At 45.8% G+C, this 21,430-nt stretch carries 18 protein-coding genes, 2 tRNA genes and 1 riboswitch; of the genes, 19 read left to right on the top strand and 1 reads right to left on the bottom strand.

The genetic code is table 11. The annotated features are described in order from the left end of the window. The first annotated feature begins 43 nt into the window (after positions 1-43). From recJ to FLB61_RS01410, 19 genes are all read left to right on the top strand, one after another. Complete coding sequence (gene recJ, locus FLB61_RS01500) at positions 44-1,804, top strand: single-stranded-DNA-specific exonuclease RecJ (RefSeq protein ID WP_087200215.1); 1,761 nt, start codon at positions 44-46, stop codon at positions 1,802-1,804. 122 nt (positions 1,805-1,926) lie between these two features. Then, positions 1,927-4,245 (top strand): RelA/SpoT family protein, encoded by a 2,319-nt coding sequence (locus FLB61_RS01495; protein ID WP_087200217.1) that lies wholly within the window; start codon positions 1,927-1,929, stop codon positions 4,243-4,245. A 19-nt stretch (positions 4,246-4,264) separates the two neighbouring features. After that, positions 4,265-4,885: an MBL fold metallo-hydrolase gene (locus tag FLB61_RS01490; RefSeq protein WP_087200219.1), complete on the top strand. Its 621-nt coding sequence runs from the start codon at positions 4,265-4,267 to the stop codon at positions 4,883-4,885. A 13-nt stretch (positions 4,886-4,898) separates the two neighbouring features. After that, the gene (hemZ, locus tag FLB61_RS01485) at positions 4,899-6,362 is read left to right on the top strand and encodes a coproporphyrinogen dehydrogenase HemZ (protein ID WP_221919215.1); all 1,464 of its coding nucleotides are present in this window, start codon (positions 4,899-4,901) and stop codon (positions 6,360-6,362) included. Beyond that, a complete protein-coding gene (gene hisS / locus FLB61_RS01480) occupies positions 6,353-7,621 on the top strand; it encodes a histidine--tRNA ligase (RefSeq protein WP_087200221.1) in 1,269 nt (422 codons plus the stop codon). Before hemZ ends, hisS begins: the two co-directional genes overlap by 10 nt. A gap of 30 nt (positions 7,622-7,651) precedes the next feature. Then, a complete protein-coding gene (gene aspS, locus FLB61_RS01475) occupies positions 7,652-9,451 on the top strand; it encodes an aspartate--tRNA ligase (protein ID WP_087211848.1) in 1,800 nt (599 codons plus the stop codon). Between the two features lie 87 nt (positions 9,452-9,538). After that, entirely contained in the window at positions 9,539-10,060 is a 522-nt protein-coding gene (locus FLB61_RS01470; protein WP_221919214.1) for a GNAT family N-acetyltransferase, read from the top strand. A gap of 122 nt (positions 10,061-10,182) precedes the next feature. Beyond that, a tRNA-Gly gene (locus FLB61_RS01465) sits at positions 10,183-10,255 on the top strand. A gap of 35 nt (positions 10,256-10,290) precedes the next feature. Continuing rightward, positions 10,291-10,363, top strand: a tRNA-Gly gene (locus tag FLB61_RS01460). 110 nt (positions 10,364-10,473) lie between these two features. Continuing rightward, the gene (locus tag FLB61_RS01455) at positions 10,474-11,103 is read left to right on the top strand and encodes a pentapeptide repeat-containing protein (protein WP_087211845.1); all 630 of its coding nucleotides are present in this window, start codon (positions 10,474-10,476) and stop codon (positions 11,101-11,103) included. Positions 11,104-11,154: 51 nt separating this feature from the next. Then, positions 11,155-11,252, top strand: a riboswitch (THF riboswitch). Between the two features lie 79 nt (positions 11,253-11,331). Beyond that, on the top strand, positions 11,332-11,901 hold the full coding sequence (locus FLB61_RS01450) for a folate family ECF transporter S component (protein ID WP_246599054.1): 570 nt from the start codon (positions 11,332-11,334) through the stop codon (positions 11,899-11,901). A 27-nt stretch (positions 11,902-11,928) separates the two neighbouring features. After that, positions 11,929-12,777, top strand: a complete 849-nt coding sequence (gene thyA / locus FLB61_RS01445; RefSeq protein WP_087200228.1) for a thymidylate synthase — start codon at positions 11,929-11,931, stop codon at positions 12,775-12,777. 11 nt (positions 12,778-12,788) lie between these two features. After that, positions 12,789-13,280, top strand: a complete 492-nt coding sequence (locus FLB61_RS01440) for a dihydrofolate reductase (RefSeq protein ID WP_087211843.1) — start codon at positions 12,789-12,791, stop codon at positions 13,278-13,280. A 250-nt stretch (positions 13,281-13,530) separates the two neighbouring features. Further along, on the top strand, positions 13,531-15,249 hold the full coding sequence (gene ilvB, locus FLB61_RS01435; RefSeq protein WP_087200233.1) for a biosynthetic-type acetolactate synthase large subunit: 1,719 nt from the start codon (positions 13,531-13,533) through the stop codon (positions 15,247-15,249). 12 nt (positions 15,250-15,261) lie between these two features. Beyond that, entirely contained in the window at positions 15,262-15,771 is a 510-nt protein-coding gene (ilvN, locus tag FLB61_RS01430; protein ID WP_221919213.1) for an acetolactate synthase small subunit, read from the top strand. Between the two features lie 98 nt (positions 15,772-15,869). Further along, the gene (locus FLB61_RS01425) at positions 15,870-16,895 is read left to right on the top strand and encodes a branched-chain amino acid aminotransferase (RefSeq protein ID WP_087200237.1); all 1,026 of its coding nucleotides are present in this window, start codon (positions 15,870-15,872) and stop codon (positions 16,893-16,895) included. Between the two features lie 130 nt (positions 16,896-17,025). Then, the gene (locus FLB61_RS01420; RefSeq protein WP_087200239.1) at positions 17,026-17,784 is read left to right on the top strand and encodes a class I SAM-dependent DNA methyltransferase; all 759 of its coding nucleotides are present in this window, start codon (positions 17,026-17,028) and stop codon (positions 17,782-17,784) included. A 19-nt stretch (positions 17,785-17,803) separates the two neighbouring features. Next, the gene (hslO, locus tag FLB61_RS01415; RefSeq protein WP_087200241.1) at positions 17,804-18,685 is read left to right on the top strand and encodes an Hsp33 family molecular chaperone HslO; all 882 of its coding nucleotides are present in this window, start codon (positions 17,804-17,806) and stop codon (positions 18,683-18,685) included. A 30-nt stretch (positions 18,686-18,715) separates the two neighbouring features. Further along, positions 18,716-20,632, top strand: a complete 1,917-nt coding sequence (locus tag FLB61_RS01410) for an NAD(+) synthase (protein WP_221919212.1) — start codon at positions 18,716-18,718, stop codon at positions 20,630-20,632. Between the two features lie 61 nt (positions 20,633-20,693). Here FLB61_RS01410 and FLB61_RS01405 read toward each other — a convergent pair whose 3' ends face one another. Next, positions 20,694-21,395, bottom strand: a complete 702-nt coding sequence (locus FLB61_RS01405) for a S1 RNA-binding domain-containing protein (protein WP_087211825.1) — start codon at positions 21,393-21,395, stop codon at positions 20,694-20,696. Positions 21,396-21,430: the final 35 nt, after the last annotated feature.

Here is a 21,430-nt window from a genome sequence, read left to right as displayed (position 1 = left end):
GTGGAAACGGCATCCCTTTTTGTACAGGAAAGAGGTAAAGAAGATGAAAAACTGGGTTCTGCTCAGGAAGGGCGGCAATTTTACAGAGCTTGGCAGGCGGTTTGGTATTCATCCGAGGACGGCGGCTCTTATCAGGAACAGAGATATCATCGGCGAAGACGCCATGGATCGTTACCTGAATGGGACGATAGCGGATCTCTACGACGGAATGCTTATGAAAGATATGGATAAAGCAGTGGAGATCCTGAAGGAAAAGATCACGGAAGGTCAGAAGATCCGTGTCATCGGAGATTATGACATCGATGGGGTCAATGCGACATATATTCTTATGGAAGGTCTGGAAGGCCTTGGGGCAGAGGTGGACAGCGACATTCCGGACCGGATCAAAGATGGGTATGGGTTAAATAAGGATCTCATCGACCGGGCGCTGGACGACAACATCGACACTATTGTGACATGCGATAATGGAATTGCCGCAAAAGAAGAAATCGCATACGGAAAAGATATGGGGATGACGATCATCGTGACAGATCATCATGAAGTGCCTTTTGAAGATCTGGAAGAAGGGAGAAGATATCTGATTCCGCCGGCAGATGCAGTTGTAGATATCAAGAGAGAGGACTGTCCGTATCCGTTTAAAGGGCTCTGTGGAGCAGCTGTCGCCTACAAGTTGATAGAGGCGCTTTACAATGCCATGGGGAAAGATCCGGAAGATGTGGATTATCTTATGGAAAATGTGGCTATCGCCACAGTGGGAGACGTCATGGATCTGACAGATGAAAACCGGATTTTTGTCCGCCAGGGTCTCGATATGCTGAAACAGACGAAGAACTACGGATTGGCAGCGCTTTTCGAGTGTACTGGGGTAGACAAAAACCATCTTTCTTCCTATCATATCGGTTTTGTGATAGGGCCATGTATCAATGCCGGAGGACGGCTGGATACTGCTAAGAGAGCTCTGGAGCTTCTCAGGGCAAAAACAAAAAAAGATGCGGATATTCTTGCAGGAGATCTCAAAGCGCTCAATGACAGCAGAAAGGCGCTGACTGAAGAGGCAGTAAAAGATGCCATATTTCAGGTTGAGACAACCGGTCTGAAAGATGACAAGGTGCTTGTCATCTTTCTCCCGGAATGTCATGAAAGTTTGGCCGGAATCGTGGCGGGAAGGATTCGTGAGCGGTACTATAAGCCTGTCTTTGTCTTGACAAAAGCGGAAGAAGGTGCAAAAGGATCGGGAAGGTCCATTGATGCGTATCATATGTACGAAGAGCTGAGCAGATGTAAAAATCTGCTGACTAAGTTCGGAGGACATAAATTGGCGGCAGGTCTTTCTCTGCCGGAGGAGAATATCCTAAAGCTTCGCAGGGAACTGAATGAGAATACGACAATGACGAAAACGGATATGACGGAGAAAGTTCTGATCGACATGCAGCTTCCGCTGGAGGAAATACAGGAAGATTTCATTGAGGAACTTTCCCTGCTGGAACCATTCGGAAAAGCAAATGGGAAACCGGTCTTCGCGGAGCGGGGACTGGAATTCAAAAAGGCTCGGATACTTGGAAAAAACAGAAATGTACTGAAATTTGAAGTGTGCGATACAAAAGGGACGTACATAGATGCAATGTTTTTTGGCGATCCGGAGGAATTTTTTGGATATCTTTCGGAAAAATATGGGATGAATTCCAAAGAAAGGTTATTAAACGGCTGTACACCGGGTATGCTTATGGATATCACATATTATCCGGGAATCAACGAATATATGGGCAGAAAAAGTCTTCAGATCGTCATAAAAGATTACAGATAGCGACAGAATGATTTGAAACTTTGAAAAAATAATGATATACTAGTTGATATCCCCAAAATTGAAACTAGGGAATTGAGGGTAAAACAGGCATTTTTACATATTAGAAAAAGGAGGGGAATGATATGGCAGGAGAAATCAGACCGGAAGAAGTCACGATGGAAGTCAGACAGGGACTCAGGATAGTGGATGGCCATGCGGTAAAAGAACCTGCAGATTATCAGGACCCGGATGAGTTATATCGTTATCTTATCGGACACATACGCAAGTACCACCCGTCAGCCGATGTCTCCTTGATCGAGAAAGCATATGGGCTGGCCAGAGACAAACATAAAGATCAGTTTAGAAAATCGGGGGAGGCTTACATCATCCACCCCCTCTGGGTAGGAATTATACTTGCACAGCTTGAGATGGATAAAGAGACGATTGCGGCCGGGATTCTTCATGATGTGGTAGAAGACACAGACACGACAAGGGAAGACATCGAACGGGATTTTGGAGCAGAAGTTGCACTGCTCGTGGATGGAGTCACAAAACTGGGACAATTGTCCTACTCTTCCGACAAGCTGGAAGTTCAGGCGGAAAATTTGAGAAAGATGTTCCTGGCCATGGCAAAGGATATCCGGGTCATCATCATCAAGCTGGCCGACCGGCTTCACAATATGCGGACGCTGCAGTTTATGAGACCAGAGAAGCAGAAAGAAAAGGCCAGAGAAACAATGGATATTTATTCGCCGATCGCACAGAGGCTTGGTATTTCCAAAGTCAAGACAGAACTTGACGATCTGGCGCTGAAATATCTGAAGCCGGAAGTGTTCTACGATCTGGTACAGCAGATCAACGAGCGAAAAACAGAGCGGGAAGAGTTTGTGGCCCAGATTGTCAAAGAAGTCTCGCAGCATATGGAGAATGCCAACATCAAGGCAGAAGTAAACGGCAGAGTCAAACATTTCTTCAGTATCTACAAGAAGATGGTCAATCAGGATAAGACGGTAGATCAGATTTATGATCTGTTTGCAGTCAGGATCATCGTAGATACGGTCAAAGACTGTTACGCGGCTCTTGGCGTCATCCATGAGATGTACACGCCGGTTCCAGGCCGATTCAAAGATTATATCGCGATGCCGAAGCCAAATATGTATCAGTCCCTTCACACGACACTGATGAGTTCTGTGGGGCAGCCTTTCGAGATCCAGATACGGACGAAAGAGATGCATAAGACTGCGGAATATGGTATCGCAGCACACTGGAAATACAAAGAATCCAATGACGGAAAGAAGAATATCAAGGCTCAGGAAGAAGAGAAACTGAGCTGGCTCAGACAGATTCTGGATTGGCAGAAAGATATGTCGGACAACAGAGAATTTTTAAACCTGATCAAAGGCGATCTCGATCTGTTTGCCGAAGATGTGTACTGCTTTACTCCGAACGGAGATGTAAAGAATCTTCCAAACGGCTCTACGCCGATCGACTTTGCCTACGCGATCCATAGCGCGGTAGGGAATAAGATGGTTGGAGCCCGTGTAAACGGAAAATTGGTAAAAGTAGATTATAAGATCCAGAACGGAGATATGATCGAAATCCTTACTTCACAGAATTCCAAAGGACCAAGCCGTGACTGGCTCAATATCGTAAAGAGCACGCAGGCGAAGAACAAGATCAATCAATGGTTCAAAAAGGAATTTAAGGAAGAAAATATTATCAAAGGAAAAGAAATGATATTGGCTTACTGCAAGGCCAAAGGGTTCAATCAGTCAGATTTGATGAAGCCGAAATATATGCAGGTTGTACAGAAAAAATATGGATTCCGTGACTGGGAGGCAGTGCTTGCAGCTCTTGGACATGGGGGTCTGAAAGAAGGCCAGGTCGTAAACAGACTGGTAGAAGAATACAGCAAAGAGCACAGACAGGAGATCACAGATGAGGCGGTACTTGAGAAAGTAGCCGAAGCGTCAAGAAATAAAGTGCAGATCACAAAATCGAAGAGCGGAATCATTGTCAAAGGAATCGATGACATGGCAGTTCGATTTTCCAGATGCTGCAGCCCTCTCCCGGGAGATGAAATCGTTGGATTTGTGACGAGAGGACGAGGGATGACGATCCACAGAACAGACTGCGTAAATATCCTTCATTTGACAGAAAGAGAGAGAGCCCGTCTGATTCCGGTCGAATGGGAACCGGATGCGGTAGAAGAGACAGAAGGAAGATTCCTTGCAGAGATCAAGATGTATGTGGTAGACAAACCAGGAATGCTCATGGAGATATCCAAGGTCTTTACTGAGGCGGAGATCGACATCAAGACAATGAATGTAAGGACCAGTAAGAAAGGCACGGCCACGGTAGAGATGGGATTTGTCGTATGTGGAAAGGCAGAGATGACAAAGATGATTGAGAAGCTACGCCAGATAGATAACGTGATCGATATCGAAAGAGCAACGGGCTGATGCTGGAAAGAGGTAGAAGATGAAGATAGAAACATTTGTGACAGGGATCATCGGGACGAACACTTATCTTGGGATCAACGAAAACACGGGAGAGGCAGTGCTGGTAGATCCGGCTGCCTGCCCGAAAAAGCTGCTTTCCTATATCCATGAAGAAAAGATCCAGGTTAAGGCGATTCTTCTCACACATGGACATTTTGATCACATTATGGGGATCGATGAATTTCGTGACCATTATGAGGTGCCGGTTTACGTGGGAGAAAATGAAAAAGAACTGATCTGCGACGCGCACTGGAATCAGTCCGACATTTACACGAATGGATATGTATTTCGTGACGCGATCTATGTAAAGGATCAGGAAGTGCTGAATATAGCCGGATTTTCTTTCCAGGTATTCCATACGCCGGGACATACACCTGGTGGAGTATGCTACTATGAAGCGGCGGAAAAAATACTTTTCAGCGGAGATACGCTGTTTTGCAATTCCGTAGGGCGGACGGACTTTGAAGGCGGCAGTATGTCGGATCTGATCCGTGGGATTAAAGAAAAACTGATGCCGCTTCCGGACGACACGAAAGTGCTTCCGGGACATATGAATGCTACAACAATCGGGCATGAAAGAAAATATAATCCTTTTTTATGATGCAGGAGATACTATGATAGAATTGATATGTAATGATACTTTATATACATATGATGCATATCATCTTCTGAAGACGTTTTATCCGGACGAGGAAATCAAACAAAAGGTGGACATGGAACAAGAGTCACAGATTATAGTAAAAACATGTGATTCTTGTTTTTCTGTAAGCCTGGCTGGATCGAAGGAGGAAAAAGAGGGAATGGAAAGAGGGGAGCGCAAGCACCAGGTCATCCATTCCTTCTATGAAATGTTGTCTAAAAGGACAGGAGTCCGCCAGCCGTGGGGAAGTTTGACCGGAGTACGTCCCACAAAGATGTTTATGCAGAAGCTGGAAGAAGGAGTGCCGGAGGAGGAAATCCTTCGCTGGATCGAAAGAGAGCATTTTGTGACGGAGAAAAAGGCAGAACTTGGGCTAGCCATCGCAAAGCGGGAGAAGGAACTTTTGTCCCGTCTGGACTATCAGAATGGTTATAGCCTGTATGTAGGGATTCCATTTTGTCCCACTACATGTGCATACTGTTCTTTTACGTCCTATCCGATTTCTCAATGGGAAGGAAGAACAGACAACTATGTGGATGCGCTTTTGAAAGAACTTTCCTACATCGGACAAGTTTCAAAAGAAAAAAAGCTCAACACGGTTTATTTCGGCGGAGGAACGCCGACATCCCTGACAGCTCCGCAGCTGGACAGGATTCTGACCCATATGGAGAATACGTTTTCCTATGAACATCTCCTGGAATTTACAGTGGAAGCAGGAAGACCGGACAGTATTACAAAAGAAAAGCTTGTGGTGCTGAAAAATCACGGCATCGATCGGATCTCCGTCAATCCGCAGACAATGCAGCAGAAAACGCTGGATCGTGTGGGGAGAAGACATACAGTGGAAGATGTGATCGAGACGTTCTCTCTTGCAAGAGAACTTGGATTTACGAACATCAATATGGATCTTATCGCAGGGCTTCCGGGGGAGACACCGCAGGATATGGAAGATACGCTGCGGCAGATCAGAGCGCTTCGCCCGGACAGCCTGACGGTTCATGCACTTGCGGTAAAACGGGCATCCAGACTGCGGCAGGAACAAAGAAGCGGGGAAGGGTTTCATGGGCATGAACTTTCCGCACCGGAACTGACGGCTATGATCGAAGCGGCGTACCAGTGCGCACAGGAAATCGGACTTGTACCGTATTATCTGTACCGTCAGAAAAATATGGCCGGAAATTTTGAAAATGTCGGTTATGCAAAGGTTGACAAAGCAGGAATATACAATATACTGATTATGGAAGAAAAACAGTCTATTATTGCGGCGGGGGCAGGAGCTTCCACCAAAGTGGTCCTCCCTCATGAAGTCGTGATGCCGGGCAGCAGAAGCGGGAAAAAGACAAAACTCATACGAATTGAAAATGTCAAGAATGTAGATGAATACATTGCCCGGATAGATGAAATGATAGAACGAAAAGGAGAATGGTTATGGCATTAAAGAAAAAACCGGTTACCGGAATGAAAGACATGCTTCCAAGGGAGATGGAAATCCGTGATTACGTAATTCAGATGATCAAAGACACATATCGCACATTCGGATTCTCCTCGATGGAGACGCCTTGTGTGGAACATATAGAGAATCTTCTGAGCAAACAGGGAGGGGAGAATGAGCAGCTCATCTTCAAGATCCTGAAAAGAGGAGCCAAACTCAATCTGGAGACAGCATCCTGCGAGGCAGATCTCGTAGATGGAGGTCTCAGATATGATCTGACACTTCCATTGTCCAGATATTATGCGAACCATGCCAACGAACTTCCTTCTCCGTTTAAAGCGCTTCAGATCGGAAATGTGTGGAGAGCGGATCGCCCGCAGAGAGGACGTTTCCGTCAGTTCATGCAGTGCGATATCGATATCCTTGGAGAAGCTTCCAACCTGGCAGAGATCGAACTGATTCTTGCTACAAGTACTTTGCTCGGGAAACTGGATTTTAAAAACTTTACGATCCGTATCAACGACAGAAGGATCCTGAAAGCTATGGCAGCGTACAGTGGTTTCCCGGAAGACAGCTACGATGAAGTCTTTATTATCCTGGACAAGATGGACAAGATCGGTCTGGAAGGTGTGGAGACAGAGTTGAAAGAGGCAGGATATGGTCAGGAGAAGGTGGATAAATATCTGGAGCTTTTCAAAGAAGTGACAAACGATCTTGCAGGGATCAGGTATTTGAAAGAAAAACTCGGAAGTTTTCTTGACCAGGAAGTGGCGGATGGACTTTCCATGATCATTTCAAGTGTGGAGGAGACAAAAGAGGCTGAGTTTAAGATGAGTTTCGATCCGACTCTTGTGAGGGGAATGTCTTACTATACCGGCACTATATTCGAGATTTCCATGGATGAATTCGGAGGATCTGTAGGAGGCGGCGGACGTTACGACAAGATGATCGGAAAATTTACCGGACAGGAAACGCCGGCATGTGGCTTTTCTATCGGATTTGAACGTATTGTCATGCTCCTTTTGGAGAGCGGTTATCAGGTGCCGACGCAGAAAGAAAAGAAAGCATTTTTGATTGAAAAAGGAATGCCGGAACAAGGTATCGTGAAAATCCTGGCCTTGGCAAAGGAAGAACGGGAACAGGGCAAGCAGGTCATGATCGCCAACATGAAGAAAAACAAGAAATTCCAGAAAGAGCAGCTTGCACAGGAAGGTTACACGGATGTGAAAGAATGTTTTGTGCGGGAATTTTTACCGGAAGAATAAAAGAAAAACAAAAGCATGGAGGAAAATAAAATGGCAGAATCAATGAAAGGTTTAAAAAGAAGCCATCGTTGTGCGGAACTTGGGAAAAGCAACATCGGCGAGACAGTGACCGTCATGGGATGGGTCCAGAAAAACAGAAACAAAGGCGGAATTGTTTTCGTGGATCTGAGAGACCGTTCCGGAATTTTACAGCTTATTTTTGAAAACGGAAGTATTGATGAACAAGGATTTGAGAAAGCCGGAAGACTCAGAAGCGAGTATGTGATCGCTGCGGTAGGGACGGTCGAAGCACGTTCCGGTGCGGTCAATGAAAACCTGGCTACAGGAGAAATCGAAGTCCGTGTCCGGGAGCTCCGGGTATTATCTGAATCCGAGACGCCTCCGTTCCCGATCGAGGAAGACAGCAAGACAAAAGAAGAGCTGCGTTTGAAATACCGTTTTCTTGATCTGAGAAGACCGGATATGCAGAGAAATCTTCTGATGAGAAGCCAGATTGCCACACTGACGAGACAGTTTTTGTCTGAAGAAGGATTTCTGGAAATCGAGACACCGACACTTGTTAAGAGCACGCCAGAAGGGGCAAGAGACTATCTTGTGCCAAGCCGGGTACACCCAGGCAGTTTTTACGCACTTCCGCAGTCTCCTCAGACGCTGAAACAGCTTTTGATGTGTTCCGGATGCGACCGCTATTTCCAGCTTGCGAGATGTTATAGAGACGAGGATTTGAGGGCAGACCGCCAGCCGGAGTTTACTCAGATTGACATGGAACTTTCTTTTGTGGATGTGGACGATGTTCTGGATGTAAATGAACGTCTCCTTGCAAAACTCTTTAAAGAAGTGCTGAATATCGAAATACAGCTTCCGATCCAGAGAATGACATGGCAGGAAGCGATGGATCGTTACGGCTCAGACAAACCGGACACACGGTTTGGAATGGAGCTTACTGATGTGAGTGAAGTTGTAAAAGAATGCGGATTTGCGGTGTTTAAAGGTGCTCTGGATCAGGGCGGAAGCGTAAGAGGAATCAACGCCAAAGGACAAGGAGCGATGCCGCGTAAAAAGATCGACAAGCTTGTGGATTTTGCGAAAGGATTCGGCGCAAAAGGGCTTGCTTATGCAGCAATCCAGGAAGACGGAAGCATCAAATCTTCTTTTGCGAAATTCATGAAAGAAGAAGAGATGGAAGCACTTGTAAAAGCTATGGACGGACAGCCGGGCGACCTTCTTCTTTTTGCGGCAGACAAAAACAAAGTTGTCTGGGATGTGCTTGGAAATCTCCGGCTCGAAATCGCAAGACAGCTGGATCTTCTCGATAAAGGCGACTATAAGTTCCTCTGGGTAACAGAATTCCCGCTTCTTGAATGGAATGAAGATGAAAATCGTTTCGTCGCAATGCATCACCCGTTTACGATGCCGATGGAAGAAGATCTTCAGTATCTGGATACAGATCCAGGACGAGTGCGCGCGAAAGCATATGATATTGTGTTGAATGGAACCGAAATCGGCGGAGGAAGTGTGCGAATCCATCAGAATGACATTCAGACAAAGATGTTTGAAGTGATCGGATTTACAAAAGAAGAAGCACAAGAACAGTTCGGTTTCCTCTTGGATGCATTCAAATATGGAGTTCCGCCACACGCAGGACTTGCATACGGATTGGACAGACTTGTCATGCTCATGGCAAAAGAAGACAGTATCCGTGATGTCATTGCATTCCCGAAAGTAAAAGATGCTTCTGATATGATGCTGGAGGCGCCGTCAGAAGTGGCGACAAAACAGCTGGAAGAGCTTGGAATCGCAGTGATACCGGCGGAAGAGACAGAAGAATAAGATATAAAGCGTGCGGCTTCTTCCATTATTGTACAGTGGGGAAGCTGCCTTTTTACAGAGAAGGAGTGTGCCGGGATAGGAGGCAAAATGGAACGGATCGTAATCAGAAACATGGAAGAAAAAGATATAGAAGGTGTAGCTGAAGTTCATGTAAGCAGCTGGAAAACGGCATATCGAGGAATCGTACAGGACCGATATCTGGATGCAATGAAAAAAGAAGAGAAAATAGTTTCCTACAAGAAAAAGCAAATGGATGTACGCGAAAAATTTCTGGTAGCTGAGCAGAATGGAGAAATTGTGGGATTTTGCAGATATGCGGACGATAATCGGTTTTCTGAAAATATGTCAGATATTGATTGTGAAATAGTAGCGCTCTATGTAAGTCCGGATAAGATGTATCATGGGATTGGAACAAAGCTGTTTCAGGCTGCAGTGGAAACATTTATTTGTCAAAAGAAACATAAGATGATCATATGGTGTCTGAGAGAAAACAAATCATCAAAACGGTTTTATGAGAAAATGGGAGGAAAAATGCAGAGAGAAAAAAAAGTATGCATCGGGGATAAAAGTTACTGCGAAGATGGATTTGTTTATGATATCAGAGGTTAAGAACGGAACAGAAAATCTGCCCTCTTATCAGAAAAAATAAAATAGAAAAATTTAGAAAAAAGTATTGACAGATCAGCGATCATATAGTAATATATTTTTTGTTCCGAGCGAACAAAAAATGTGCGACAGTGGCTCAGTTGGTAGAGTACGACCTTGCCAAGGTCGGGGTCGCGGGTTCGAGCCCCGTCTGTCGCTTATCTCTCTTTTAATTTGATATAAAATATATAAATGCGACAGTGGCTCAGTTGGTAGAGTACAACCTTGCCAAGGTTGGGGTCGCGGGTTCGAACCCCGTCTGTCGCTTTCAAAAAATCAGTCCATTGCAGGGCTGTTTTTTTGTATTGCAAAAGTTTTGTGATTCGTCCAAAGTATAAGAATTGGCCTTAAAAGATGTGGTATTTGGAGGCGATAAGATGAAAGAGGTATGGACAAAGGAAGGAAAGGACGGAAGCTGTTTTCGCGGGCAGGATCTTTCGTGGGCTCAGGGAGAAGGGAGCTCGTTTGATGGAGCGGATTTTCAGGACAGTTGTCTGCGAAATACAAGATTTCGGGAATGTACGTTCCGAAATGCAGATTTCCGAAATGCCGATTTGTCTGGTGCAGATTTCCGAGGATGTGATCTGAGCGGGGCTGATCTTCGGGGGACGGATATCCGTCTTTCAGTTTTGGAAGGGGCGGTGCTTTCAGGGATCAAGACAGATGAGAAAACAGAAGGATGGGAGATGTGCTGTCCTAAGACCGGAGCCTTTGTAGCATACAAAAAATGTGTCTACGACAGGATCGTGCAGCTTTTGGTTCCGGCAGATGCGAAGAGAAGTTCTGCCACAGGTCGAACATGCAGATGTGACAAGGCAAAAGTACTCACGATCAGAAGTATAGACTGCCAAAAAGAATACGAGGAAGCATGGTCTCTTGTAGACGAAAATTTTGTGTACAGGAAAGGAATGTGGGTGTACGCAGACTCTTTTACAGAAGACCGTTTTCGGGATTCTACACATGGAATCCATTTCTGGATGACACGGGAAGAAGCAATAACGTATTAAATTGCTTTACGCTTCTTCCTGTTTATGCTATAATGCAGGAGAAAATGAAAGAGCAGAGTAGAGATATGTGCGTTAAGTGCCAGCCGGACGGGGAGTTGCCGATGGACGAAAAGGGAATTCTTGCGGTACATATTTCGCATCCCGCTGCTGCACATAGACAGATAGCGTTTCGAGATACTATACCTGCTGTGCGTGGCAAAAGGACTACTGCAAAGGAGGTATATTTTTATGGAAAAAAGAATGAAACCCAAAAACATATTCCGGGAATCTCTGGAAGAGCTTCGGGACAGCCGTACACTTTCGGTTATCGCTATGCTTCTTGCCATGGCAGTCGTGCTGATGATCTTTGGAACGATACAGGTAACCGATTACTTGAAGATCGGTTTTTCCTTCCTTCCAAATGAACTTGCAGCCATGATGTTCGGACCTTCCGTGGGAGGGATCGTGGCAGGCCTTGCAGATATCCTGAAATATCTCGCAAAGCCGACGGGAGCCTTTTTCCCGGGATTTACAGTAAGTGCTTTGCTTGGAGGAGTGATCTATGGATTGTTTCTCTACAAAAAGCCTTTTTCCATTCCGCGGATGATCGCAGCCAAAGTGACGGTAGCCGTGTTGATCAACAGTCTCCTGAATACATGGTGGTTGATGGTTATGTACGGGAATTCATTTTTCGCCTTGCTGCCGGCCAGATTTTTGAAGCAGATCATTATGGTGCCGATAGAGACGTTATTGTTTTATCTTGTTGTCAAGACGTTATCCAAAGCAAATATATTTGCTTTGGTAAGATCAAAAAGATAGAAAGCAGAGAAAGGAAGGAAAAGCCAGATGAGTTATGCTGATCAGGTGTTTATCAACATGTGCCGGGATATCATTGACAACGGCACGAGTACAGAAGGAGAAAAGGTGCGTCCGAAATGGGAAGACGGGACACCGGCCTACACGATCAAAAAATTTGCCGTTGTGAACCGCTATGATCTTTCCAAAGAGTTCCCGGCCCTGACACTTCGAAAGACAGGGATTAAAAGCTGCACGGATGAGCTGCTCTGGATATGGCAGAGAAAATCCAATAATATCCATGATCTCAAGCCGCATATCTGGGACAGCTGGGCGGATGAGGACGGATCTATCGGAAAAGCGTACGGATACCAGATGCAGGTAAAACATCAGTACAGGGAAGGGATGATGGATCAGGTCGATCGGGTCATCTATGATCTCAAACACAACCCGTACAGCCGCAGGATTCTGACAAATATTTATGTACATCAGGATCTGCATGAGATGAATCTGTATCCGTGTGCCTACAGTATGACATTCAATGTGACGAAAAAGCCGGACAGTGAGAAACTGGTTCTCAACGGAATTCTCAATCAGCGTTCCCAGGACGTCCTTGCAGCAAATAACTGGAATGTGTGCCAGTATTCAGTTTTGATGCATATGTTGGCTCAGGTATGTGATATGCAGGTGGGAGAGTTTGTCCATGTGATCGCGGATGCCCATATCTATGACCGGCATATCCCTCTTGTGGAGGAGCTGATCGGCAGAGAGACATATGAAGCGCCAAAATTCTGGCTGAATCCGGAGGTCAAAGACTTCTATGAGTTTACCACAGATGATGTAAAACTGATCGACTATGTGACAGGACCGCAGATCAAGGATATCCCGATCGCGGTATAAGGAGGAAGAAGATGAATCTGATCGTTGCTGTAGATAAAAACTGGGCAATCGGAAATAAGAATAACTTGCTTGTAAGTATTCCGGCTGATATGAAGTTTTTCCGGGAAACGACGACAGGTAAGGTTGTTGTTATGGGAAGAAAGACGCTTGAGAGTTTCCCGGGGGGACAGCCTCTGAAAAAGCGGACAAATATCGTCCTTACGAAAGACAGGGGATATAAAGTAAAGGATGCCATCGTCGTACACGATGTGGAAAGTCTCTTAAAAGAGCTTCAGAATTATCCGGATGAAAGTATCTATGTGATCGGTGGAGAGAGCATTTACCGTCAGATGCTTCCGTACTGCACGGATGCATATGTGACAAAGATCGACCATGCCTATGAGGCAGATACGTTTTTCCCAAATCTGGATGAAGATGTGGAATGGACGCTGGAAGGAGAGACAGAAGAACAGACATATTTCGATCTGGAATATGTCTTTACGAAATATAGACGGACAAAATAAAAATCAGCTTGACAATTGACAGGCAGAAAACGTATAATGGCTGTAAACACTTTAGCAAAACAGAGAAATGCAGTGACAGGGAGCAGTATGAAAGTACTGGCAGAGCACAGAAAGATTCTGGATGTGGGTGGCAGCACAGATTTATATTCGCCCTAAGCGTTTGCTTAGGGCGTTTTTATATCATTCGAGCAGCAAGAAGAGAGCGATTTCTTCGTCTGCTGAAGAAAAAAGAAGAAAAGGAGGAAGAAGCATGAGGAAAATAACGGGGAATAAACTTTTGGTAAAAGCGCTGAAGGAAGAAGGTGTGGATACACTTTTTGGTTATCCTGGGGCATGCACCATCGATATCAGCGATGAATTGTATAAACAAGGAGACATTCGGATTATCCTTCCGCGCCATGAGCAGGCACTTGTACATGAGGCGGATGCCTACGCAAGATCGACAGGAAAGGTAGGAGTGTGTCTCGTGACAAGCGGACCTGGGGCGACAAATCTTGTTACCGGGCTTGCCACAGCCAATTATGACAGCGTACCGCTCGTGTGCTTTACAGGACAGGTGGCGCGCCATCTGATCGGAAACGATGCATTTCAGGAAGTGGATATTGTCGGTATCACGAGAAGTATCACGAAGTATGGAGTGACCGTCCACAACAGAGAAGAGCTTGGAAGGATCATAAAAGAAGCGTTTTATATCGCAAGAAGCGGAAAACCGGGACCGGTTCTTGTGGACCTTCCGAAAGATGTGATGGCAGAACTTGGTTCTCCGGAATATCCTCAGGAAGTCAATATCAGAGGTTATAAACCAAATAAAACAGTCCATATCGGACAGTTAAAAAGGGCAGTCAAACTGCTGGCTCATGCAAAAAAGCCACTTTTCCTTGCCGGAGGCGGAGTCATTATCGCCGGGGCTAACGAGGTGTTTACCAAATTGGTAGAGAAAACAAAAGTTCCGGTAATCACGACGGTTATGGGAAGAGGGGCAATCCCGACAGATCATCCGTATTACGTGGCCAATCTTGGAATGCACGGTGCATATGCAGCCAATATGGCAGTGGAAGAGTGTGATGTACTGTTTTCCATAGGGACACGTTTTAATGACAGGATTACCGGAAAACTGCACGCTTTTGCTCCAAATGCCAAGATCGTACACATCGATATCGACACTGCGTCCATTTCCAGAAATATCCATGTAGACATCCCGATTGTTGCTGACGCAAAAGAGGCGATTGAGAAGATGCTGGAATACGCAGAGGCAAACGAGACAGAGGAATGGATGCAGCAAATTGAAGGATGGAAGAAAGAACATCCGCTTCAGATGAAGAAAAAAGACGGCACGATGCAGCCGCAGGATATTATCGAGTGTATCAATCACTGCTTTGATGAAGCGATCATTGTGACAGACGTAGGACAGCATCAGATGTTTACGGCTCAGTATGCACAAATCACAGAGAAGAAGAGACTTCTGATGTCTGGAGGACTTGGAACGATGGGTTACGGATTTCCGGGCGGTATCGGGGCGAAACTTGGCAATCCTGACAAACCGGTCATCGTGATATCAGGGGACGGCGGCATGCAGATGAATATCCAGGAGTTTGCAACGGCGGTGCTTGAGGAACTTCCGATCATTGTCTGTGTTCTCAACAATACATATCTGGGAATGGTAAGACAGTGGCAGAAGCTGTTTTACGGAAAACGTTATTCGATGACGAATCTGCTTGCAGGAGCTGCTCTTCGCAGAGGGGACGAAAAGCTTCCGGAATACACGCCGGATTTTGTCAAGCTTGCCGAAAGTTACGGGGCGAAAGGTATCCGGGTAACACAGAAAGAAGATATCGAAGCTGCATTTTCCCGGGCAAAGAAGGAAACAAAAGTACCGACTCTGATCGAATTTATCATCGATCCGGAAGAGCTGGTTTATCCGATGATCAAACCGGGAGGCACACTCCAGGAAATGCTGATGGACTGTTAGGAGGAAGGAAATATGAACAGAATACTGAAAAAAAGATGGATTTCTTTGTATGTGGAAAACCAGATCGGTGTTTTGTCCAAAATATCAGGACTGTTTTCCGGGAAATGCTATAACCTGGAGAGTCTTACGGTAGGAAGGACGGAAGATCCGACAGTTTCCCGTATGACAATAGAGACAAAAAGTGATGAGGAGACATTTGAACAGATCAAAAAACAGCTGAACCGCATGGTGGAAGTCATTAAAGTGGTGGATTTTACGGATCTGTCTGTATGTATGCATGAGATTCTTTATGTGAAAGTGAGAAAGTGCGGTCTCAAAGAGAAAACAGAGCTGTTCCAGATCGCTGAGACATTCAATGCGGAAGTGGTGGATTACGGAAAGGACAGCATGCTTCTGGAATTTGTACAGACAGCCACAAAAAATGACGCGGTCATCAAGCTGATGCAGGAAGAATTCCATTCTATTGAAGTAGTGAGGGGCGGAAGCGTCGGCATCGAGGCAATCAGTATGGCAGAGCGGTAAAATGTATCTGCAAAAAAACAGAGCGCACTCTTGAATTTTTGTAAAAACAGTTTTATACTAGAAAAATAGAAAAGTGAAGAGAATGGAGTGGTTGAAACATGGAAAAGAAAAATATCGACTGGTCAAATCTGGGATTTGGGTATATTGAGACAGATAAAAGATATGTCGCTAACTATAAAGATGGAAAGTGGGATGACGGAGAGCTCATATCAGACGCCAATATTGTCTTAAATGAATGTGCCGGGGTACTTCAGTATGCACAGACCGTATTTGAAGGGCTGAAGGCATATACGACAGAAGACGGACGTATTGTGACATTCCGACCAGATCTGAATGCACAGCGAATGGAGGATTCTGCAAAGCGGCTTGAGATGCCGGTATTTCCGAAGGAACGGTTCGTAGATGCAGTTACAAAGACAGTAAAAGCAAATGCAGCCTGGGTACCTCCGTATGGTTCCGGAGCAACCCTGTATATCCGCCCGTACATGTTTGGTTCTGACTCAGTTATCGGGGTCAGTCCGGCAAATGAGTATCAGTTCCGTGTCTTCACAACACCGGTAGGACCATATTTTAAAGGAGGGGCCAAGCCGATAACAATCAAGATTTCTGATTTTGACCGTGCAGCGCCGCACGGTACAGGACATATCAAGGCAGGCCTGAACTATGCCATGAGTCTTCACGCGATCGTGAGAGCACACGAAGAAGGGTATGCGGAAAATATGTATCTGGATGCAGCCACAAGGACGAAAGTAGAGGAGACCGGAGGAGCAAACTTCATTTTCATCACAAAAGATAAAAAGGTAGTTACCCCGAAATCCTCATCCATTCTTCCGTCTATCACAAGGCGTTCTCTGCTGTATGTTGCAAAAGAATATCTTGGACTTGAGACAGAAGAAAGAGAAGTGTATCTGGATGAAGTGAAAGATTTTGCAGAATGCGGTTTGTGCGGCACAGCGGCAGTTGTATCTCCGGTAGGAAAGATCGTAGATCACGGAAAAGAGATCTGTTTTGCATCCGGTATGGAGGAGATGGGGCCTGTCACAAAACAACTTTACGACACACTGACGGGCATTCAGATGGGAAGGATCGAAGCACCGGAAGGTTGGATCCATGTAATTGAATAGGTCAAAATACCGGAAGGAAGGGACTTTTTGAAGTCCCTTCTTTTAAAATCTGAAAAATCATGCTATAATAAGCCGGATATTCGGATGCAGATGAGCATCTGAAAGGCCAGACGGCAGGAGGAAAGAAAAGATGGATGCATATACAGGGTTTGCGGAAGTATATGATACGTTTATGGACAATATTCCGTACGAGGAATGGGCAGACTATATCATCGGAATCTTAAGAGAATACGGCATCAGAGACGGTCTTGTCCTGGACCTTGGATGTGGAACTGGTACGATGACGGAATTGTTGTCAGAAAGCGGTTATGATATGATCGGGGTAGACTATTCGGAGGAAATGCTGGAAATCGCGATGAAGAAAAAAGAGGACTCCGGAAATGATATTCTGTATCTGCTTCAGGATATGAGAGAGTTTGAACTCTACGGCACTGTGAGGGCAGTTGTCAGTGTGTGTGATTCTGTCAACTATATCACGTCGCCTGAGGAACTCACGGAAGTGTTCCGTCTTGTCAACAATTATCTGGATCCGGAAGGGCTTTTTCTGTTCGACTTCAATACCGTCCACAAATACAAGGACATTATGGGAGACACTACCATCGCGGAGAACAGGGAAGAATGCAGCTTTATCTGGGAAAACTATTATTATGAAGAGGAAAAGATCAACGAGTATGACCTGGCTGTCTTCGTGAAGGAAGGGGAATTGTATCGGAAGTTTGAGGAGACTCATTACCAGAGAGGGTATACGATAGAGGAGATGAAAGACATCGTGGAGGCTTCCGGCCTGCGTTTTCTTGCATCCTACGAGGCATTCTCAAAAGAAGCGCCGGACGAGTCAAGCGAGAGGGTCTACGTGATCGCGCAGGAATGCCAAAAAAAGAGAAAATAGAACGAAAAGAGGAAGAATAATGAAGGATTATCTTGTAAGAGCGACTGCAGCAGGCAGTCAGATTCGAGCGTTTGCCGTGACGTCACGCGAGATGGTGGAGACGGCAAGGAGACATCACAATACGAGTCCAGTGGCAACGGCTGCGCTTGGCCGGCTTCTCACGGCGGGCGCCATGATGGGAAGTATGATGAAAAATGATACGGATGTGCTCACTGTCCAGATCAAAGGAAGCGGACCGATTCAGGGACTTACGGTAACAGCGGACAGCCATGCCAATGTCAAGGGGTATGTGGAAAACCCGGATGTCATGCTGCCGCCGAAAAACGGAAAACTGGATGTAGGGGGAGCGCTTGGCATTGGCCTTATGAATGTGATCAAAGATATGGGGCTCAAAGAACCATACGTAGGACAGACGATTTTGCAGACAGGGGAGATCGGAGATGATCTTACGTATTATTTTGCCAACTCTGAGCAGGTCCCGTCTTCCGTGGGGCTTGGCGTGCTCATGGAGAAAGATAATACGGTAAAATGTGCCGGCGGATTCATCGTGCAGGTCATGCCGTTTATCGAGGAAAAAGTACTGGAGCAGCTGGAGGAAAATATCAAAAATATCCATTCTGTCACAGCGATGCTGGAAAAAGGATATACACCAGAGCAGCTTCTTTCTGAAGTGTTAAAAGGGATGGAAGTGGAGATCACGGACACGATGCCGACAAAATTTTATTGTGACTGCTCCAAAGAAAAGGTTGCAAAAGCGATCATCAGTATCGGGAAGAAAGACATCGAGGAGATGATCAGCGAAGGCAAAGATATTGAAGTGAAGTGCCATTTCTGCAACACAGCTTACACATACAGTGTCGAGGAATTAAAGGAAATCTTGCAATACGCAAAAAGAAAATAGAAGTTCTGCGGGAAAGAAAAGAGGAGAAGCATGAGACAGGGATTTATCAAGACAGCGGCAGTCACGCCTGATATCCGTGTGGCTGATGTAGCGTATAATACGGAAGAAATCATAAAAAAGATGAAAGAGGCGGCCGGTCTGGGAGCGAAGATCATTGTATTTCCGGAACTTTGTATTACCGGATATACATGTGGGGATTTGTTTACCCAGGATGTGCTTTTGAAGGAGGCAAAGAAAGGGCTTGGGAAGATTATTGCAGCGTCCCAAGATGTGGATGCCCTGGTTTTCATTGGATGTCCGGTAGAGGCGGACGGGGAGCTTTTCAATACGGCAGCTGCTGTCTGCAAAGGAAAACTCCTTGGACTTACGACAAAGACCTTTCTTCCGAATTACGGAGAATTTTACGAGATGAGGCAATTTTGTCCGGGACCGGATACGGTACGGAATATCCGTTTTCTTGGGGAGACGATTCCGTTCGGCCCAAAGATTCTTTTTGAATCAGAAGAGGTAGAAGGGCTTATCGTGGCGGCGGAGATCTGCGAGGATGTCTGGTCGCCGATCCCTCCAAGTATACAGGAAGTGATGGAGGGGGCAGTGATCATCGTCAACTGCTCTGCCAGCGATGAAACCATCGGAAAAGATCGTTACCGGGAAGAACTGATCAAAGGTCAGTCCGCCAGGCTGATCGCCGGTTATGTATACGCAAATGCCGGAGAGGGAGAATCCACTACGGATGTGGTGTTCGGAGGACACAATATCATAGCGGAAAACGGAACAATCCTTGCAGCCTCACAAAGATTCCGAAATGAGATCATATACAGTGAGATCGATATTCAAAGACTGCTTTCCGAGAGAAGAAAAAATACGACGTTTAAGGCAAACGAGAAAAAAGAACTCACAAAGGTAACATTTTCCGTAGGACAGGAAGAGACGGTGCTTTCCAGAACATTTTCGCCTCTCCCGTTTGTTCCTCAGGCGACAAAGGAGCGGGAGAGAAGATGCGAGGAAATCCTCACGATCCAGGCAATGGGACTGAAAAAGAGGCTTCTTCATACCCGCGCTCAAAGTGCGGTAGTCGGAATATCTGGCGGCTTGGATTCCACTTTGGCTTTACTCGTGACGGCGAAAGCGTTTGACATGCTTTCCATTCCGCGGGAACAGATCAAAGCCGTCACGATGCCTTGCTTTGGAACGACAGACCGGACATATCAGAATGCCTGTCTGATGTCCAAAAAGCTTGGGGCGACACTGTTGGAGGTGCCGATCAGAGAAGCGGTCACGATCCACTTCAGGGACATCGGACATGATATGGATGATCACAGCGTGACATATGAAAACGGACAGGCGAGAGAGCGTACACAAGTGCTGATGGATATTGCCAACAAAGATGGGGGGCTGGTCATTGGTACCGGAGACATGTCGGAGCTGGCCCTTGGGTGGGCTACTTACAACGGAGATCATATGTCCATGTACGGGGTCAATGCATCTGTGCCGAAGACCTTGGTACGCCATCTCGTAAAGTATTACGCGGACACGTGCGGGGATAACGAGCTGCAGGCAGTCCTGGAGGATGTTCTGGATACGCCGGTAAGCCCTGAACTTCTTCCTCCAGAGGACGGACAGATTGCGCAGAAGACAGAAGATTTGGTAGGACCGTATGAACTTCACGACTTTTTCCTCTACTATGTACTTCGTTTTGGTTACGAGCCGTCCAAAATTTATCGGATCGCGAAGATTGCCTTTGACGGGATGTACGAAGAAAAGACTATTCTGAAATGGCTTAAGAAATTTTACTGGAGATTTTTCTCCCAACAGTTCAAGAGATCCTGTCTGCCGGACGGACCGAAAGTAGGGACCGTGGCGCTCTCGCCGAGGGGAGATTGGAGAATGCCAAGCGATGCATGCGCAGATGTGTGGATCCGGGATTTGGAAGATATAGAACCTTAAAAACTGCAAAAAGAAACAGCAGACTGAGCCGAAATGGTTCGGTCTGCTGTTTCCGTAAAGACTAAAGACTTATATTTTTGAAGAGATCTCCCAGTTTTGTGCCGATTTCTTCGGATTTTGGAAGCGGCACATCGATTTCCGGTTCCTTTTCTTCTTCTGCCTCGATCAGCGCTTTTATGCTGAGGCTTAACTTTCCATCTTTGATCCCGATGACTTTGACTTTGACGGTATCTCCTTTTTTCAGGACATCGGCAGGTGTCTTGATTCGCTTTTCGCACACCTGTGATACATGGACGAGACCGGAAAGACCGTCTGCAAATCGGATGAAAGCACCGTAGGATTGGATGCTTTCCACTTCGCCTTCCATGATATCTCCTACATGGATCTTGGAAATTTTTTCAGCTTTTTCCTGTGCTTCCTCTTCTTTTAAGATTTCACGGGCAGACAGTACGAGACGATTTTCAGATTCATCAACGTCGATCACTCTGACGCGCACATCTTTTAAAAGGTAATCTTCCAGATTTTCGATATAGGTAAGAGACAGACGGGATGCAGGGATGAATCCTCGAAGCCCTTCAACCTTAACGATCACGCCGCCGTTTACGATTCCTTCTACTTTGAGGGTAAGGGTGGTCTTTTCATCCATATATCTCTGTACAATATTCCATGGGTTTGCAATATCGAACTGATCTTCATAATCTTTCATGGATTCCTGTACCGGCTCGTTGGATGCCGGAGCTTTTTCTAACTGTTGTTCGCTCATTTTTGTATACACCTCTTTATTCATATTTTGATAAT

It is taken from the genome of Sellimonas caecigallum, from assembly GCF_019754295.1.
In the GTDB taxonomy this organism is placed as follows: domain Bacteria; phylum Bacillota; class Clostridia; order Lachnospirales; family Lachnospiraceae; genus Sellimonas; species Sellimonas caecigallum.
Note: the sequence above shows the minus strand (reverse complement) of the source record. Positions and strands in the feature narration are given on the sequence as shown.